This is a genomic window from Massilia sp. Soil_C_3 (assembly GCF_057657035.1).
Genome location: NZ_JBDGJG010000005.1, coordinates 61106 through 78461, shown reverse-complemented (window position 1 = coordinate 78461; position 17356 = coordinate 61106). Strand labels below are relative to the sequence as shown.

Here is a 17356-nt window from a genome sequence, read left to right as displayed (position 1 = left end):
AGCGGCATTTTTTTCGAACCGCCGAAAGCCGGCGTCGATCCTTACCCGTTGAAACCCTGTCCGAGCGGCGCCAGGCGCGCCAGCAACGGCGCCGGCCGCCACGCCTCGCCCTGACGTCCCTGCGCAAAGCGCTCAATCGTCGCCAGCACCTGCGGCAAGCCGACGCTGTCCGCATAAAACATCGGCCCGCCGCGATGCAGCGGGAAGCCATAGCCGCTCAGGTAGACCATGTCGACGTCGGAAGCGCGCAGTGCAATCCCTTCCTCGATGATCTTCGCGCCTTCGTTCACCAGTGCGTACACCAGGCGCTCGACGATCTCCTCGTCGGCAATCGCGCGCCGCGTCACGCCGATGTCGGCCGAAAAGCGCACCACCATATCGTTCACCGGCTCCGACGGGACTGCCTTGCGCTCGCCCGCGCGGTAGTCGTACCAGCCGGCCCCGGTCTTTTGCCCGAAACGACCCTGTTCGCACAGCAGGTCCGGCAGCTTCGAATAGGTGAAGCCCGGCGACTCGATGGCGCGGCGCTTGCGGATCTGCCAGCCGATATCGTTGCCGGCCAGGTCGCTCATGCGGAACGGGCCCATCGCGAAGCCGAAAGCCTCGATGGCGCGGTCGACCTGCTCCGGCAGCGCGCCTTCTTCGAGCAGGAACACCGCCTGGCGCAGGTACTGCTCGAGCATCCGGTTGCCGATGAAGCCATCGCATACGCCCGACACCACGCCGGTCTTTTTCAACTTTTTCGACAGCGCCAGCGCGGTGGCCAGCACGTCCTTGCCGGTCCGCGCGCCGCGCACGATCTCGAGCAGCTTCATCACGTGGGCCGGGCTGAAGAAATGCAGGCCGATCACGTCCTGCGCACGCCCGGTGAAAGCGGCGATCCGGTTGACGTCGAGCGTCGAGGTATTGGTGGCCAGGATCGCGCCCGGCTTCATGACCTTGTCCAGTTCGCGGAACACGAGCTCCTTGACGCCCATGTCCTCGAACACCGCCTCGACCACGATGTCGGCCTGGGCGATGGCATCGTAGGACAACGTGCCCGTGATCATGGCCATGCGCTGTTCGAGCTGGTCGGCCGCCAGCTTGCCCTTGCGCACGCCGCTCTCATACACCATGCGGATCGCGGCCAGCCCATTGTCGAGGGCGTCCTGCTTCATCTCCAGGACCGTCACCGGGATGCCGGCGTTGGCGAAATTCATCGCGATTCCCGCACCCATGGTGCCGGCGCCGACGACGGCCGCCGTCGCGATGGTACGCAGCGGCGTGTCGGCCGGCACGTCGGGCACCTTGCCGGCCGAACGTTCGGCGAAGAAGGCATGGCGCAGCGCCTTCGACTCGCTCGTGGCGGTGAGTTGAATGAAGCGCTCGCGCTCGAAGCGCAGCCCGTCCTCGAACGAGTCGGCCGTCACCGAGGCCGCCACCGCTTCCACGCAGGCGCGCGGCGCCGGGAATGGACCGGCGGCGCCATCCACCTGCGCCCGCGCGGACGCCAGGAAGCCGGCCGCGTCGGGGTGTTTCACGGCGCGATCGCGCACCTTCGGCAACGGTCGCGCATCGGCGACTTTTTCGGCGAAAGCGATGGCGGCCGGCAGCAGCTCGGTGCCGGCGCTGAAGACTTCATCGAACAGCAGCGAACCGGCCAGCTTCTCGGACAGGATCGGGCTGCCGCCGACGATCATTCCCAGCGCCTTTTCCAGGCCGAGCAGGCGCGGCAGGCGCTGGGTGCCGCCGGCGCCCGGGATCAGGCCCAACTTGACTTCTGGCAGCGCGATCTGGGCGCCGGGCAGCGCCACGCGGTAGTGGCAACCCAGCGCCAGTTCCAGGCCGCCGCCCATGGCCACGCTGTGGATCGCCGCCACGACCGGCTTGGAGGCATTTTCGACCACCCGTATCAGCGAGTGCAGGGTCGGCTCGGTGAGCGCCTTGGGAGAATTGAATTCGCGGATGTCGGCGCCGCCCGAGAAGGCCTTGCCGGCGCCGGTGAGCACGATCGCCTTGACCGCCGGATCGCTCTCGGCGGCCTGCACGCCCTGCGCGGCGGCGCTGCGGGTCGCGAGCCCCAGGCCGTTGACCGGCGGGTTGTTCAGGGTGATGACGGCAACGCTGCCGTGGACCTGGTAGTCGGCGCTCATGTCTCTGGTTCTCCTCGTAGGTGGTGCTGGATGAACCGCCAACTATACCGGAGAAAATGCACGAACGTACTATTCAGGCAACAGCCGGCGCCGGTCAGAACTCCCGCTGCTGGCGTGCGCGCTCGATCTTCTGGTCGGTCTTGTATTGGCTCAGGGCGTAGACGGCCCAGATCGCCGCGGGCAGCCAGCCGACCAGCGTGATTTGCAGGATCAGGCAGATGATGCCGGCGATCGGGCGGCCGATGGTGAAGAAGGTCAGCCAAGGAAGGATGAGGGCGATGAGCAGGCGCATTGGAGATCCAGTAAGCTAAAGTTATCAAAAGTGATAGCAGTCTACCTGTCCGTGCTTCTTCGCCGCGCCCCGTTGGTGTCTGGCGCACCGCTTCTCGCCCCCACCTGGGATGGCATCAGGCCGTCGGCAGCCTGTGTCCCGCATACGCTTCACGCAGCTTGTTCTTCTGGATCTTGCCGGTACCGCCCACCGGCAGGCTTTCGGCGAACACCACGTCGTCCGGCGTCCACCACTTGGCCACCTTGCCGGCGAACCAGTCGATCAACTCCTCGCGCGAGACCTCCATGCCGGGCCGGCGCACCACCACCAGCAAGGGCCGTTCGGCCCACTTCGGGTGCTGCACGCCGATGCAGGCCGCCTGCAGCACCGCCGGGTGCGACATCGCCACGTTCTCCAGGTCGATCGTGCCGATCCACTCGCCGCCCGACTTGATCACATCCTTGCTGCGGTCGGTGATCGCCAGGTAGCCGTCGGCATCGATCGTGGCCACGTCGCCGGTCGGAAACCAGCCGTCCCGCAGCATGTCGCCGCCCTCGCCCCGAAAGTACCCGGACACCACCCACGGCCCCTTGACCAGCAAGTGGCCATAGGTCGCACCGTCCCATGGCAATTCGGCGCCGTCGTCGTCGACGATCTTCATGTCCACGCCGTAGATCGCGTGGCCTTGCTTGCGCAGCACGGCGCGCTGCGCCTCCTGCGGCAAGTCCCTGTGTTTGGCCAGCAGGTTGCAGGCAGTACCGAGCGGCGACATTTCGGTCATGCCCCAGGCGTGCACCACCTGCACACCCAGGCGGTCGATCAGTGCGTCCATCATGGCCGGCGGACAGGCCGAACCACCGATCACGGTGCGGCGGAAAGTCGAGAACTGCAAGTCGTTGGACAGGACGTGGTTGATCAGGCCCAGCCAGACCGTCGGCACGCCGGCCGAAAAAGTCACGCCCTCGGCCTCGAACACCTCGTATAGCGACTTGCCGTCCAGCGCCGGTCCTGGGAACACCAGCTTGGCGCCCGCCAGCGGCGCCGAGTACGGCAGCCCCCAGGCATTCACATGAAACATCGGCACCACCGGCAGCACCACGTCGGCGCTCGAGACACTCAGGGCGTTCGGCATCGCAGAGGCATACGCGTGCAGCACCGTCGAGCGGTGCGAGTAGAGGGCACCCTTCGGATTGCCGGTCGTGCCCGAGGTATAGCACAGGGCCGCCGCCGACCGCTCGTCGAACTGCGGCCACTCGTAGTCGCTGGACTCTCGTTCGATCAGGTCTTCATAGCACAGCAGGCCGGGGATTGCGCCGGCCGGTGGCATGTGCTCGCGGCCGCACAGCGCGACATAGGCCTTGACCGTCTTGCACTGGCGCGCCATTGCTTCGATGGCCGGCAGGAAAGTCAGGTCGAAGAACAGTACGCGGTCATCGGCATGGTTGACGATATAGGCCACCTGGTCAGGATGCAGGCGCGGATTGATCGTATGCAGCACCGCGCCCGAGCCGGACACGCCATAGTACAGTTCCAGGTGGCGGTAGCCGTTCCAGGCCAGGGTTGCGACGCGCTCGCCCATCCCGATGCCGAGCGCGCCAAGGGCGTTGGCCAGCCGGCGCGCGCGGCGTGCGCAATCGCGGTAGGTGTAGCGGTGCAGGTCGCCCTCGACCCGGCGCGAGACGATCTCGGTATCGCCGTAGTGGCGCGCCGCAAACTCCAGAATGCCCGAGATCAGCAGCGGTTGATCCATCATCTGGCCTTGCAATGGGCTCATCGGGTACGAGTGCATCGGCTCTCCGTGAATAGAATGGCAACACGAAAAGTGTCGTTCGCCAAGCGTGCCCCCGTCAATCGGATTCGATGATGCACCGCATCAACTCCTTGAGCCGGATCGGCAATGAGCGGTTACCGGATGTAACGCCGGCCCATATCGCACGGGTGCGCGAATAGAATCGGCCTGGTGCGGTAAAATCCGCCAATCTTGACCACTTCGCCACGGACACTGCCATCACTGCCGACGAACTTCCACTGAACAATTCGTTTGCCGAATTGCCACCGGCGTTCTACACGCGCCTCATGCCGACGCCGCTGCCCTCGCCCCATATTGTGGCGGCGAGCGGCCCTGCCGCCGCCCTGATCGGGCTGGATACGGCCGATCTCGCTCGCCCCGATTTTGTGGACGTGTTTACCGGCAACAAGGTCGCGGCGCGTTCGCAGCCCCTGTCCGCCGTGTATTCCGGCCACCAGTTCGGCGTCTGGGCCGGCCAGCTGGGCGACGGCCGCGCGATCACGCTGGGCGAGCTCGCCACGCCGAACGGTCCGATGGAGCTGCAACTGAAAGGCGCCGGCCGCACGCCGTATTCGCGCATGGGTGACGGCCGCGCCGTGCTGCGCTCGTCGATCCGCGAATTCCTGTGCTCCGAAGCGATGGCCGCGCTCGGCATCCCGACCACGCGCGCGCTGATGGTCACCGGCTCGCCGCAGCAGGTGGCGCGCGAGACCATGGAAAGTACTGCTGTCGTCACGCGCATGGCGCCCACCTTCGTGCGCTTCGGCTCCTTCGAGCACTGGGCGTCGCGCGGGAAAGAGGCCGAGCTCAAGACGCTCGCCGACTACGTCATCCGCCAGTTCTACCCGCAATTCCAGGACGCCGCCAACCCGTACAAGGAACTGCTGGCCGAAGTCACCCGCCGCACCGCGCGCATGATCGCGCATTGGCAGGCGGTCGGCTTCATGCATGGCGTGATGAACACCGACAATATGTCGATCCTGGGCCTGACGCTGGACTACGGCCCGTTCGGCTTCATGGAAGCCTTCGACGCCAAGCACATCTGCAACCACACCGACCAGGGCGGCCGCTATTCGTATGCCAACCAGGTGCCGGTTGGGCACTGGAACTGCTATGCGCTGGCCAACGCCCTGCTGCCGCTGATCGGCGAGCCAGAGGCGGCCGAGGAAGCGCTCGACGTCTACCGGCCCGAGTTCGGCCGCCAGCTCGACACCCTGCTGCATGCCAAGCTCGGCCTGAAGGAAACGCGCGACAGCGACGCGGCGCTGTTTGACAATATGTTCACGCTGCTGCAGGACAACCACGCCGATTTCACACTGTTCTTCCGCCGCCTGGGCGAACTGAAGGTCGACGAGCCGGCAGCTGACGACCCCCTGCGCGACCTGTTCATCGACCGCGCCGCCTTCGACGCCTGGACGGGTGAATACCGCGCCCGCCTGCGCCAGGAAGGCAGCAGCGACGCGGCCAGGCGCGAGGCCATGCACGGCGCCAATCCGAAATACATCCTGCGCAACTACCTCGCGCAGATCGCCATCGAACAGGCGCAGAACGGCGATTTCAGTGGCGTGCACAAGCTGCTGGCCGTGCTGGAACGCCCGTTCGACGAACAGCCCGAGAATGAATCCTATGCGGCCCTGCCGCCGGACTGGGCGGCCCACCTCGAGGTGAGCTGCTCGTCCTGAGCCTCGCTTGGGCCGCATCCGGGCCCAGCCTCTCACACCACGAAAGAGAATCATGACCGACAAAGTGACCAAGACCGACGCCGAGTGGCGCGACCAGCTCGACCCGATGGAATACCAGGTGACCCGGCACGCCGCCACCGAGCGCGCCTTCACCGGCAAGTACTGGGACCACCACGAACACGGCATCTATCACTGCGTTTGCTGCGACACCCCGCTGTTCGAATCGGACACCAAGTTCGACTCGGGCTGTGGCTGGCCCAGCTACTTCAAGGCCCTCGACCCGGCGAATGTGATCGAGAAGGTCGACCGCACCCACGGCATGGTGCGCACCGAAGTCATCTGCGGCGTGTGCGACGCCCACCTGGGCCACGTGTTCCCGGATGGCCCGCCGCCGACTGGCCTGCGCTATTGCATCAATTCCGCCTCGATGCGGTTCGAACCGATCTGAGGGTGCCGCGGTGAAGAAATTTCTGTTCGACCTGTTCCCGGTCCTCCTGTTCTTTGGCGTCTACAAATACGGCGACAGCAACCAGGAGTGGGCGCATCGCATGGCCGTCGAGTACCTAGGTGGCCTGATCGCGGGCGGTGCAGTACCGCCCGCGCAGTCGGCGATCCTGCTGGCCACGGCAGTGGCGATCGTCGCCACCGCGCTGCAGGTCGGCTACCTGCTGGTGCGCGGCCGCAAGGTCGACAATATGCTGTGGCTGTCGATGGGCGTGATCCTGGTCGCCGGCGGCGCCACAATCTATTTCCATGACGACCTGTTTATCAAATGGAAGCCGACCATCCTCTACTGGGCCTTCGCCATCGCCCTGCTGGTGGCGCAGGTGTTCTACAAGAAGAACCTGATGCGCTCCGTGATGGAGGCCAATATCAAGCTGCCCGATCTGGTGTGGAACCGGCTCGGCTACAGCTGGATCCTGTTCTTCGCCGGCATGGGCCTGCTGAACTTGTTGATGGCTTTCGTGGTCTTCCGTAACGACACCAGCGCCTGGGTCAGCTTCAAGCTGTTCGGCTTTACCGGCATCATGTTCGGATTCATCGTGATCCAGATGATGATGCTTTCGAAATACATCAAGGAGGAAGAAGCATGACCACCATCGACCGCGACACTCGCCTGCGCGCCATTCTCGAGGCCGAGCTGGCCCCGGCATCGCTCGAGATCATCGACGACTCGCATCTGCATGCCGGCCATGCCGGCGCGGCCTCCGGCGGCAGCCATTACACGGTCAAAATCGTGTCGTCCCGCTTTGAAGGGCTCAAGCTAGTCATGCGCCATCGTCTTGTGTATGATGCCGTTCACGATATGATCAACAAGGCGGAAATCCACGCGCTCGCCATCCATGCGGTCGCGCCTTCCGAGCTGTCCTCTACGTCGGCTTCAGGCAGCTTTAAGTAATTTGCCCGACAATTTATACTGCTCGTCAAAAGAACTAATCTAATCTCGTCCAGCAACTATCCCCGCTACAGGAACACACATGACCTTTAAGCCAGCTCGCCTGCTGTTAGCCCTTGTCGCCGTTGCATCGGCTCCCGCTTTCGCCCAGAACCTTGCAGTGGTGAACGGCAAGGCGATCCCTTCGTCGCGCGCCGAAGCCGTCGTCAAGCAGGTCGTGGCCCAGGGCCAGAACCAGGATTCGCCAGAACTGCGCGAAGCCGTCAAGAATGACCTGATCGCCCGCGAAGTGCTGATGCAAGAAGCCGTCAAGCAAGGCTACGACAAGAAGCCCGAAGTGCGCGAAGCGCTGGATAACGCTCGCCAGTCGATCGTCGTCAACGCCCTGGCCCGCGAATACATCACCAAGAACCCGGTGAGCGACGCCCAGATCAAGGCCGAGTACGAGAAGTTCAAGGCGCAGACCGGCGACAAGGAATACCATGTGCGTCACATCCTGTTCACGACCGAGGACGAAGCCAAGGCCGCCATCGGCAAGCTGAAAGGCGGCGCCAAGTTCGAAGACCTGGCCAAGACCTCGAAAGACACCGGTACCGCCAACAATGGCGGCGACCTCGATTGGGTCACCCCGAACGCCCTGCCGCCGGAATTCTCGGCTGGTTTCACCAAGCTGCAGAAGGGTGCGATCACCGACGTGCCGGTCAAGACCAACGCCGGCTTCCACGTGATCAAGCTGGACGACACCCGTGCGGTCAAGCTGCCATCGTTCGATGAAGTCAAGCCGCAGATCGCCGACTCCCTGTCGCAAGAGAAGCTGCGTGACTATCAGGAGCAAATGGTCAAAAAGGCAAAGGTGCAGTAATATGTGCTGTCGTCGGCGCTGAATTTGCGCCGGCTTTCGTCGCCTGCGGCGATACTTTTCGTGTTTATATAGGATCTCAACAATGATTTTGAAGCCAGCCCGCCTGTTGTTAGCCATGACCGCATTGGTTGCCCTGCCTGCACTCGCGCAAAACGCTGCAACCGTCAATGGCAAGGCGATCCCGCAAGCGAGGGTCGACCAGCTGGTCAAGCAAGTCGTCGCCCAGGGCCGCGCCACCGACTCTCCTGAGCTGCGCACCGCGATCAAGAACGACCTGATCAGCCGTGAAGTATTGATCCAGGAAGCCGACAAGCAGAACATCGGCAACCGCGCCGACGTCAAGTCGGCCATCGACAACGCCCGCCAGAGCATCATCATCAATGCGATGCTGGCTGACTACGTCAAGAAGAACCCGGTCAAGGATGCCGAGATCAAGGCCGAGTATGACAAGCAGAAAGCCATGATCGGCGACAAGGAATACCACGCCCGCCACATTCTGGTCGATTCCGAAGCCACCGCCAAGGACATCATCGCCAAGCTGAAAGCCGGCGGCAAGTTCGAGGAACTGGCCAAGCAGTCGAAAGACGGCAGCGCCCAGAACGGCGGCGACCTGGGCTGGGCAAGCCCGGCAACCTACGTGCCTGAGTTCTCGAAAGCCATGGTCGCCCTGCAAAAAGGCGCCATCACCGAGACTCCGGTGAAGTCGCAGTTCGGCTTCCACGTCATCAAGCTGGAAGACGTGCGCGCGACCAAGGTCCCGCCACTGGAAGAAGTCAAGCAGCAAGTCGCGGAAGGCCTGCAGCAGCGTCAGCTGGCTGCCTACCGCGAAAGCCTGGTCAAGAAGGCCAAGGTGCAGTAATCGCTGGTTGACGGCATCGAAGAGCGCTCCTGAGGGAGCGCTTTTTTTTGAAGTTCATTTCGCTTCCTCAATTCAAGGTTATGTTACTTTACAAGTATCGGACTCCAGTTTCCTTCACTAACACCAAGAACTGCAATACTGCGAAAATTCTTCAAACCTCTCAGCTTTTCTTCGCGAAAGCGTCTATATTCAATGACCCTTACGAGGCACATATCGAACTTGACGTCTCCGCTTCGAAGGAAGAGGCCGTCATTAGCCATTTTCGTGTCATACGCGAACGGGAACGATTACGAGGTAACACTCAAACGCTGCAGCAGACTTGGCGGAACGCGGTAGCCAACGTTGACAGTATCTATGAGAAGGTCGTCAACGGTGAATACATTGACCATAGTCGCTATTATAAGGATGTGATGGACGACAACGGTGTATTAGCGCTTTGTTCCGAGAAAACCAATCTGCTGCTGTGGGCACACTATGCAGCTGAACACAATGGAATTTGTTTAGGATTCGAGTGGGAGGAAACAGGACTTCCGCCAGCATCGCCAGTTAATTACCAAACGCACTATCGAAAATTGGACTACTGGTCGCATACCGAAGATGAAATCGCTGCAATTGCATTGCTTCAGAAATCGATTGACTGGTCATATGAAAAAGAATGGCGATCAATCGCACCTGCAGAATATGAGTTCTACAGCGAGTTCCAGCCAACTGCCGCATGCTTGAAAGAGCTGCACGACAGCGGCCTGGCAGTTGATTCTGACGACATGCTAGCGGCCATCATCAAGGGACGTTACACTTACCGATATCGACGACCAAAAAAGCCGGGTTGCGTTGCTCATAGCTTTAAAAAGTCTTCTTTGAAAGAAGTGATTTTTGGCGCCCGAATGATGCCTAACACCATACTAGCTCATATTGCCTATATCGAGGCATGTGGGTATAGCCCGACCTACTTCAGAGCAATTCAGAATCGGCAGATGTACTCCTTAGATATTCAAGCATCAACCCGTGGTTACATGGCTTACTAACGGAGAATTCAAGCGCCGGAAATTAAACCTGATAATGTTCAGAAAGAAACGCCTCCGAAGAGGCGTTTTTCACATCACGCCAACCGATCAGCCAACCACATTCGGAGCATCTCGGAGCATGCACATGCACAGCGATTCGTCGACCTGTGATTCCGCCACCGCCGAATGTGTCGAGACCCGCATCACTCAATCTGTATGCGGCATGAGCACCGTCAAGCGGCCGTACTTAACGATCAGACTCGGCCGTCGGTTTTTGGTCCTGGATCCCGCGCTACTATTTACGGAGTAGCGGCGTCCGAACTATTACTCACAGCTCCGGCGCGGATATCATTAAGGAAAAAATTAATACCACCGCTAGGGGAACTCTTATTCTGCTTTGGTGCCAACACCAACGCGACGACAATACCGATGATGAGAATGGCCGAGATAACCAATGCACTGCCGCCCGCCCATCTAGAGCTTGGCTCACCCTTTTTGACATCCTCCCAAACCCCTTTGACGACGTTTGCAGCTGCTGTATCAATTATTCGTATCCCCCGCTCAATCTCAGGAATATGACTTAATACAGTCTTATAGTCACCATGCGCCAGCTGACGCGTAGCGAAGGCCGCGAGCAACAGAATCGATCCGAAATCGGTGCAGTATATCTTCAGGTTATCCTGAGCATTAACTAATGCAGCCAAGGCCATGTTATCAGCCGACAGGACCTCCTCAAATTTCTGCTTTCTACTCCAAAACCGCTTCCGTCGAATTGGTACCTCATGTATTCGTGACTCCGCCAGACTTAAGCTCCAGCAAAGAAATTGGAAAATTTCACTCTCCTTCCTACCTTGTTCGAAAGTTGTCTGCCATGCGGCGGAGACCGCCTCTTCGGCAATCAGGTAGGATTCATGTTCGGCTGGGTTGAGGTGAAGGATGATGGTATTGTACGAAACCCTCAGCTTGGACCAATATGGAAGAAGTTCGCTGGCAAGTTCTTCCTCCAGCGACTTCGAAGGAGTTTTTTTTGATAAAATATCCCGCGCGATGCGCACGATAGCGCGATCGGCCCTTGGCACAGGAACGGAATTGGCTTTCGACTTTATTGAAATCCGTCCAACAATCAAATGCAAGCTCCCACCAAACTCCGCCACTGCCAGCCGGAGCGATTCAACCCACGCCTTTCTAAACTCGGTGACCTTAGCGGCCTTATCAGAGTAATATTTTAGCGCAGCGAAAAGAGCTGTTACCGCTGCGACAAACGTAGCAGTGACCGCAGGGATATTCGATGAAATGAACGAAGAATCAAGCATTTTTGCATTCAGGTCCAAAACCGGATTATTTCATAGAATCACACCCAAACCATCGCCACAAACCCGTAAATATTAAAATTACCCAGTAAGCATAGCAACCATTCTAATCAATTTCGGGCATATCGAGCATCAGAAGCATGGCAGTAGCAGAGTAAAATGCAATCGGCAGGGTAGAGGTGGTCTCTTTGTAAAATCAGCCGATCAGCAATTCCACTTGTGCGCATTAGGAATGCATGAGTGTGCACAGCGGCTAGTCACCCCACGCTTCCGGCGTCCACGAGTAGCGAGGGTCAGGTCTGACCGGATGCCTCGCTCTCGGGATTGGTGAGAGAAGCTATTCTCGAGGCCGTGTCCGAATGCCAGACCTGACCCTCGATCTGTGACTGACCCTCGATCTGTGACCCTCTTTTCTTTTGTGCGAGTACGAATGAGCTCATCTTTTCCCATCTTCCGGCGTGCGACCATTGCGGATATCCCGCAGATGTCCCGAGTCCGCCTATCCGTGCTCGAGAATCGGCTGCGCGATCCGGCGCGGGTCACGCCACAGATGTATGAAGATTTTCTGGAAAAAGATGGCTGCGGCTGGGTCGGGCAAATCGACGGGACCATCGTGGCGTTCAGCTATGCCAACAAGCTCGATGGCTCGATCTGGGCACTGTTCGTCGATCCCGGTCATGAGGGCAAGGGCTTTGCCAAGGCCTTGCTCGGACTGGCCACAGAATGGCTGTTCGGATCCGGCTACACCGAGGTCACGCTCGACACGGGCGCCGGCACGCGGGCCGACCTGTTCTATGCGCGCCAGGGCTGGACCAGGGGCGACGCCGGCGCCGCCGACGTGCGCTACACGCTGGCGCGCCCGGTGCCCTGACTAGCCGGCCGTGCCCTGCTTGCCGACTTCGGCCAGGCGCTTGCGCAGCAGGTCGGCATGCATGGCGTCGCGCGGTCGTTCCAGCAGCGCCGTCAATGCCAGGCGCTCCGCCGTGCGCAGGGCGTCGTCCGCCGCCACCGGCACGTCGGGAATCACGCCCGTGCCCTCCCAGTTCGATTTGCTGATCGGATTGATTGCCCGGCCCCTCGGGATGAAGACGGAGAGATGAGGATGCAGGCGATGCATGCCGCCCGGGTGGGCGCCGCCGCCGGTCGTCTCACCGACGAGCGTTCCACGCTTCAGCTGTTGCATGTTGTAGCTGAGTTCCTCAGCGCCCGAGAAAGTCTTCTTGCTGGTGAGGACATAGATCTTCTTCTGGCCGCCGAAGCGCTTGCCCGGCACCTCGTCCTGGGTCCAGAACGACTCGCGGCGCCCGTCCTGGCGCCAGAGCATGTCGTTGAGGTGGGTGCGCTTGTCGAACAGGTAGCTCGACATGAAGGCGACCGTTTGCGGATCGCCCCCGCCGTTATTGCGCAGGTCGACGATCAGGGCATCGGTGTCGGCGACCACCTGCATCGCGGCGCCGATGGTGTCCTTGGCGGCGTCGACCGAGGCGAACATCCTCAGGTCGATATAGCCGATATTGCCCGGCAGCGTCTCGATCTTGCGGACGCCGAAGTTCGAGGCCATGTAGTACCCGAGCATCATTTTCTCCATCTCGGGCGTCGGCTCGGGGGGTTTCTCCGGAAGCGGCTGCGCGCTGACCCTGACCCTCAGGTGCAGGTCCCTGGTTGGCTCGCGCAGGTCGGCGGTCAGGGCGGTGGCCAGCTCCTCCATCGTCGAGATGCCTGCATACGCGCCGCTCTTCTCCTTCGCCTCCAGGCGTTCAACCACCAGTTTCGCCTTGTCCGGAAAAACGTACTGGCCGTCGATCGCCTGCGCCAGCTCGTGGACGATGCTGGAGCGGGTCGCGGCGTCGACCTTCATGCCGTCCGCCGCTACGCTCGCGGCGGTGGAAAGCATCATAAGCAATGCGCAAAGCGCACGAACGATGATCGGGTTCATGGTCTTCAATGGTTGTTGAGCTCGACACAGTGTACATCGCACACATATAAAAAAACGCCTCCGGAGAGGCGTTTATGATCGGTGCATGAAGTGCTTAGCCAACCCACTTGCGCGCATTGCGGAACATGCGCATCCACGGCGACTCATCGCCCCACGCTTCCGGCGCCCACGAATGCGTGGCCGCGCGGAACACGCGCTCCGCATGCGGCATCAGCACGGTGAAGCGGCCGTCATCGGTGGTGACCGAGGTCAGCCCGCCCGGCGAACCGTTGGGATTGAACGGATACACTTCGGTCGCCTGGCCGCGATTGTCGACGAAACGCATCGCCTGGTTGACCGCGTTCAAGTCGCCAGTCAGCGAGAAATCGGCGAAGCCTTCGCCGTGGGCGATGGCAATCGGCGCCTGGGTGCCGGCCATGCCCGCGAAGAAGATCGACGCCGAATCCAGCACTTCGACCATGCCGAAGCGCGCTTCGAACTGTTCCGACTTGTTGCGGGTGAACTTCGGCCACGCCTGCGCGCCCGGGATGATCGATTTCAGGTTGCTCATCATCTGGCAGCCATTGCAGACGCCCAGGCCGAAGGTGTCCTGGCGCTGGAAGAACTTCGCGAACTGCTCCGATAGCTGCGGGTTGAACAGGATGGTCTTGGCCCAGCCCTCGCCCGCGCCGAGCACGTCGCCGTACGAGAAGCCGCCGACGGCGATGATGCCGTGGAAGTCATCCAGCTTGGCGCGGCCGGCGATCAGGTCGCTCATGTGGACGTCGATCGCGGCGAAGCCGGCCTGATGCATCACCCACGCGGTTTCGATATGCGAGTTGACGCCCTGCTCGCGCAGGATCGCCACGCGCGGACGCACGCCGGTCGCGATGAACGGCGCGGCGACGTTGTCCGCCAGGTCGAAAGTGATCTTCGGCTGCATGCCCGGATCGGTTTCGTCCAGCAGGCGGTCGTATTCCGAGTCGGCGCACGCCGGGTTGTCGCGCAGGCGCGCGATGCGCCAGCTGGTCTCGCTCCACAGGCGGTGCAGGCTGCTGCGCGACTCGTTGTAGATCACCTTGGCATCACGCGTAAACTCGATCGCACCGCGGTCGTTCAGTTTGCCGATGATGTGGCTGCAGGCGCCCAGGCCCTGGTCACGCAGCACGTTCATCACCGCGCTCTTGTCGTCGGCGCGCACCTGGATCACGGCGCCCAGCTCTTCGGAAAACAGCGCGCGCAGGGTCATCTCGTTGCGGCGCTCGGCCACCTGGCCGGCCCAGTTCTTGGCGTCGCCCCAGTCGGATGCGTGCTCGCCTTCCATGGTCAGGATGTCGAGGTTGACCGACACGCCGGTGCGGCCGGCGAAGGCCATCTCGGTGAGGGTGGCGAACAGGCCGCCGTCCGAACGGTCGTGGTAGGCCAGCAGCTTGCCGTCCTTGTTCAGTTGCTGGATCGCGACGAAGAAGGCTTTCAGGTCTTGCGGCGAATCGACGTCCGGCACCGAGTCGCCCAGCTGCTGCGTCACTTGCGCCAGGATCGAGGCGCCCAGGCGGTTCTTGCCGCGGCCCAGGTCGACCAGGATCAGCGCGCTGTCGCCCAAGTCGGTACGCAGTTGCGGGGTCAGCGAACGGCGCATGTCGGTGACCGGCGCGAACGAGGACACGATCAGCGACACCGGAGAAATGACGGCCTTGTTCTGGCCCTCGTCGTTCCAGGTGGTGCGCATCGACAGCGAATCTTTGCCGACCGGGATCGACACGCCCAGCGCCGGGCACAGTTCCATGCCGACGGCCTTGACGGTATCGAACAGCGCCGCATCCTGGCCTGGCTGGCCGCAGGCCGCCATCCAGTTGGCCGACAGCTTGATGTCCGAGATGTCGTCGATAGCGGCGGCCGCGATATTGGTAATCGCCTCGCCCACAGCCATGCGGCCCGAAGCGGCGGCGTCGATCACGGCCAGCGGGGTACGCTCGCCCATCGCCATCGCCTCGCCCAGGAAGCCCTCGAAGGACATGGCGGTGACCGCACAGTCGGCGACCGGCACCTGCCATGGGCCGACCATCTGGTCGCGCACGCTGGTGGCGCCGACGCTACGGTCGCCGATGGTGATCAGGAACGATTTGTCGGCCACGGCCGGGTTCAGCAGCACGCGGCGCGCCGCTTCCGGCAGTTCGATGCCGGTCAGGTCGACTGGCGGGAAAGCATGCTGGACGTGTTCGACGTCGCGCAGCATCTTCGGCGGCTTGCCGAGCAGGACGTCCATCGGCATGTCGACCGGCGAGTTGCCTTCCTGATCGTCGATCAGCTTCAGCTGGCGCTCTTCGGTGGCGGTGCCGACCACGGCGAACGGGCAGCGCTCGCGCTCGCACAGCGATGCAAATTTTGCAAGGTTATCTGGCGAAATCGCCAATACATATCGCTCTTGCGATTCGTTCGACCAAATTTCCTTTGGCGCCAAACCGCTCTCTTCCAGCGGCACCTTGCGCAGGTCAAAAATCGCGCCGCGCTTGGCGTCGTTGACGATTTCCGGGAAGGCGTTCGACAGGCCGCCGGCGCCGACGTCGTGGATCGAGATGATCGGGTTGTTCTCGCCCAGCTGCCAGCAGCCGTTGATGACTTCCTGCGCACGGCGTTCCATCTCCGGGTTGCCGCGCTGGACCGAGTCGAAGTCCAGGTCGGCGGTATTGGTGCCGGTGGCCATCGACGAAGCGGCGCTGCCGCCCATGCCGATGCGCATGCCAGGACCACCCAACTGGATCAGCAGGCTGCCGACCGGGATGTCATCCTTGTGGGTATGCTGGGCCGAGATGCTGCCGATACCGCCGGCGATCATGATCGGCTTGTGGTAGCCGTAGACGGCATTGGCGGCGCCGACGTTCTGCTCGTAGGCGCGGAAATAACCGCCCAGGACTGGACGGCCGAATTCATTGCTGAAGGCGGCGCCGCCGATCGGGCCGTCGATCATGATCTGCAGCGGCGACGCAATGCGCTCCGGCTTGCCATAGACTGCGTCGCTGCGCTCGGCCCTGGTCACGTCCGACGCGTTTTCCCACGGACGCTGGGCGTCCGGCAGCAGCAGGTTCGACACCGTGAAGCCGGTCAGGCCTGCCTTCGGCTTGGCGCCGCGGCCGGTCGCGCCCTCGTCGCGGATCTCGCCGCCGGCGCCGGTCGAGGCGCCTGGGAATGGAGAAATGGCGGTCGGGTGGTTGTGGGTTTCGACCTTCATCAAGGTGTGCACCAGCTCGGTCGACGCGCCGTATTCCTGGCCGTCGCGCGGGAAGAAGCGGGTGACGGTGGCGCCTTCGATGATCGACGAGTTGTCGCTGTACGCGACCACGGTGCCGCGCGGGTTCAGCTGGTGCGTGTTCTTGATCATGCCGAACAGCGACTTATCCTGCTTGACGCCGTCGATGATCCAGTCGGCGTTGAAGATCTTGTGGCGGCAGTGCTCGCTGTTCGCCTGCGCGAACATCATGAGCTCGACGTCGGTCGGGTTGCGCTGCGCCTTGGTGAAGGCTTCATGCAGGTAGTCGACTTCGTCTTCCGACATCGCCAGGCCGAGTTCCGTGTTGGCGCGCACCAGCGCGTCGCGCCCAAGCGCCAGCACGTCGATGCTTTCCAGCTGCTTGCCTTCGAGTTCGTTGAACAGGTGCTGGGCGTCGTCGGCGCTGCGCAGCACCGATTCGGTCATGCGGTCGTGCAAGAGGGCACTGACGGCTTCCAGTTCCTCGCTGCTGAGCTTCTTGGCGGCGCCGATGCTGCTGCCCAGGATGCCGCTCTTGAGCACCACGGTGTAGCCGACGCCGCGCTCGATGCGGTGCACGTGGGCCATGCCGCAGTTGTGGGCGATGTCGGTCGCCTTCGATGCCCAGGGCGAAATCGTACCCAGGCGCGGAATGACGAAGAACTCCTCGGTCACGCCCTCGTACAGCGTTTCGGCCGCCGGCTCGCCATAGGTGAGCATGGCCGATAGACGTTGCGTGTCGTCGGTGGAGAGCGGCGCGCTGGTGTCGATGAAGTGGTAGAAGCGTCCCTGGACGGCGGCGATCGACGGGGCGACAGCTTGCAGTTGGCTCAGGAGGCGTTGGCTACGGAAGGCGGACAGGGCATTGGAACCCGGCAGAATCAACATG

General features: G+C 62.0%; 14 protein-coding genes. 8 read left to right on the top strand and 6 right to left on the bottom strand.

The window, feature by feature from the left end:
• Window positions 1-41: 41 nt before the first annotated feature.
• From AC3A6F_RS10930 to AC3A6F_RS10920, 3 genes are all read right to left on the bottom strand, one after another.
• On the bottom strand, window positions 42-2132 hold the full coding sequence (locus AC3A6F_RS10930) for a 3-hydroxyacyl-CoA dehydrogenase NAD-binding domain-containing protein (protein ID WP_487680568.1): 2091 nt from the start codon (window positions 2130-2132) through the stop codon (window positions 42-44).
• Between the two features lie 94 nt (window positions 2133-2226).
• Window positions 2227-2424: a YqaE/Pmp3 family membrane protein gene (locus AC3A6F_RS10925; protein ID WP_109343581.1), complete on the bottom strand. Its 198-nt coding sequence runs from the start codon at window positions 2422-2424 to the stop codon at window positions 2227-2229.
• A gap of 115 nt (window positions 2425-2539) precedes the next feature.
• The gene (locus AC3A6F_RS10920) at window positions 2540-4192 is read right to left on the bottom strand and encodes a 3-(methylthio)propionyl-CoA ligase (RefSeq protein ID WP_487680565.1); all 1653 of its coding nucleotides are present in this window, start codon (window positions 4190-4192) and stop codon (window positions 2540-2542) included.
• Between the two features lie 218 nt (window positions 4193-4410).
• On the opposite strand from AC3A6F_RS10920, the gene AC3A6F_RS10915 reads away from it, so the two are divergent.
• The 7 genes from AC3A6F_RS10915 to AC3A6F_RS10885 all read left to right on the top strand — a co-directional run bounded on the left by AC3A6F_RS10915 (window position 4411) and on the right by AC3A6F_RS10885 (window position 10016).
• Window positions 4411-5874: a protein adenylyltransferase SelO gene (locus AC3A6F_RS10915; protein WP_487681283.1), complete on the top strand. Its 1464-nt coding sequence runs from the start codon at window positions 4411-4413 to the stop codon at window positions 5872-5874.
• A gap of 52 nt (window positions 5875-5926) precedes the next feature.
• Window positions 5927-6322, top strand: coding sequence for a peptide-methionine (R)-S-oxide reductase MsrB (gene msrB, locus AC3A6F_RS10910; protein ID WP_123069774.1), 396 nt, complete (start codon window positions 5927-5929; stop codon window positions 6320-6322).
• Window positions 6323-6332: 10 nt separating this feature from the next.
• A complete protein-coding gene (locus AC3A6F_RS10905) occupies window positions 6333-6968 on the top strand; it encodes a septation protein A (protein WP_487680563.1) in 636 nt (211 codons plus the stop codon).
• Window positions 6965-7273 carry a BolA family protein gene (locus AC3A6F_RS10900; protein ID WP_487680561.1) on the top strand — a complete coding sequence of 103 codons (309 nt, stop codon included), beginning with the start codon at window positions 6965-6967 and terminating at the stop codon, window positions 7271-7273. Before AC3A6F_RS10905 ends, AC3A6F_RS10900 begins: the two co-directional genes overlap by 4 nt.
• 79 nt (window positions 7274-7352) lie before the next feature.
• Entirely contained in the window at window positions 7353-8132 is a 780-nt protein-coding gene (locus AC3A6F_RS10895) for a peptidylprolyl isomerase (protein ID WP_487680559.1), read from the top strand.
• 82 nt (window positions 8133-8214) lie between these two features.
• Window positions 8215-8991, top strand: coding sequence for a peptidylprolyl isomerase (locus tag AC3A6F_RS10890; RefSeq protein WP_487680557.1), 777 nt, complete (start codon window positions 8215-8217; stop codon window positions 8989-8991).
• A gap of 47 nt (window positions 8992-9038) precedes the next feature.
• Window positions 9039-10016, top strand: a complete 978-nt coding sequence (locus tag AC3A6F_RS10885) for a DUF2971 domain-containing protein (RefSeq protein ID WP_487680555.1) — start codon at window positions 9039-9041, stop codon at window positions 10014-10016.
• Between the two features lie 278 nt (window positions 10017-10294).
• Here AC3A6F_RS10885 and AC3A6F_RS10880 read toward each other — a convergent pair whose 3' ends face one another.
• Window positions 10295-11326, bottom strand: coding sequence for a hypothetical protein (locus tag AC3A6F_RS10880; RefSeq protein WP_487680553.1), 1032 nt, complete (start codon window positions 11324-11326; stop codon window positions 10295-10297).
• A gap of 463 nt (window positions 11327-11789) precedes the next feature.
• On the opposite strand from AC3A6F_RS10880, the gene AC3A6F_RS10875 reads away from it, so the two are divergent.
• Window positions 11790-12176, top strand: a complete 387-nt coding sequence (locus AC3A6F_RS10875) for a GNAT family N-acetyltransferase (RefSeq protein WP_487680551.1) — start codon at window positions 11790-11792, stop codon at window positions 12174-12176.
• On the opposite strand, the gene AC3A6F_RS10870 is transcribed toward AC3A6F_RS10875, so the two are convergent.
• Together AC3A6F_RS10870 and purL are read right to left on the bottom strand one after the other, a co-directional pair.
• Entirely contained in the window at window positions 12177-13202 is a 1026-nt protein-coding gene (locus tag AC3A6F_RS10870; protein WP_487680549.1) for a S41 family peptidase, read from the bottom strand. It lies immediately after the preceding gene.
• A gap of 133 nt (window positions 13203-13335) precedes the next feature.
• A complete protein-coding gene (gene purL / locus AC3A6F_RS10865) occupies window positions 13336-17355 on the bottom strand; it encodes a phosphoribosylformylglycinamidine synthase (RefSeq protein WP_487680547.1) in 4020 nt (1339 codons plus the stop codon).
• Between the last annotated feature and the right edge of the window lies 1 nt (window position 17356).

What these genes read in the sequence shown, in the direction of transcription:
- AC3A6F_RS10900 (WP_487680561.1), top strand. Translation starts at nt 6,965, where the DNA reads ATGACCACCATCGACCGCGACACTCGCCTGCGCGCCATTCTCGAGGCC.
- AC3A6F_RS10890 (WP_487680557.1), top strand. Translation starts at nt 8,215, where the DNA reads ATGATTTTGAAGCCAGCCCGCCTGTTGTTAGCCATGACCGCATTGGTT.
- AC3A6F_RS10930 (WP_487680568.1), bottom strand. Translation starts at nt 2,132, where the DNA reads ATGAGCGCCGACTACCAGGTCCACGGCAGCGTTGCCGTCATCACCCTG.
- AC3A6F_RS10920 (WP_487680565.1), bottom strand. Translation starts at nt 4,192, where the DNA reads ATGCACTCGTACCCGATGAGCCCATTGCAAGGCCAGATGATGGATCAA.
- AC3A6F_RS10875 (WP_487680551.1), top strand. Translation starts at nt 11,790, where the DNA reads ATGTCCCGAGTCCGCCTATCCGTGCTCGAGAATCGGCTGCGCGATCCG.
- AC3A6F_RS10895 (WP_487680559.1), top strand. Translation starts at nt 7,353, where the DNA reads ATGACCTTTAAGCCAGCTCGCCTGCTGTTAGCCCTTGTCGCCGTTGCA.
- msrB (WP_123069774.1), top strand. Translation starts at nt 5,927, where the DNA reads ATGACCGACAAAGTGACCAAGACCGACGCCGAGTGGCGCGACCAGCTC.
- AC3A6F_RS10925 (WP_109343581.1), bottom strand. Translation starts at nt 2,424, where the DNA reads ATGCGCCTGCTCATCGCCCTCATCCTTCCTTGGCTGACCTTCTTCACC.
- AC3A6F_RS10870 (WP_487680549.1), bottom strand. Translation starts at nt 13,202, where the DNA reads ATGATGCTTTCCACCGCCGCGAGCGTAGCGGCGGACGGCATGAAGGTC.
- purL (WP_487680547.1), bottom strand. Translation starts at nt 17,355, where the DNA reads ATGTTGATTCTGCCGGGTTCCAATGCCCTGTCCGCCTTCCGTAGCCAA.